The following is a 221-nucleotide window of genomic DNA, read 5'->3' on the forward strand; positions in this document are numbered from 1 at the left end:
CCTGACTTCCTTGGCAAATTAAAATTTGGTCATGGGCTTAGATACTAATATCAGATACGACAGATAATGTCTTTTGAATTTGCATATTCATTTAGTCTTTGCCACTAAGTACACACGATACGTATTTACCAAACAGATATTGGACGCACTGAAAATAATTTTTCCCTCAGTTTGTAATGATTTTGAAGCTGACTTAGTAGAGTTTGATGGCGAAAAATATC

At 33.9% G+C, this 221-nt stretch carries 1 protein-coding gene; it reads left to right on the forward strand.

The genetic code is table 11. From position 1 onward, the window contains the following. Positions 1-79: 79 nt before the first annotated feature. A partial coding sequence (locus ACYQ4O_RS13235; protein WP_460175906.1) for a transposase occupies positions 80-221 on the forward strand: 142 nt, incomplete at its 3' end.

Source organism: Turicimonas sp. TL08 (assembly GCF_054660695.1).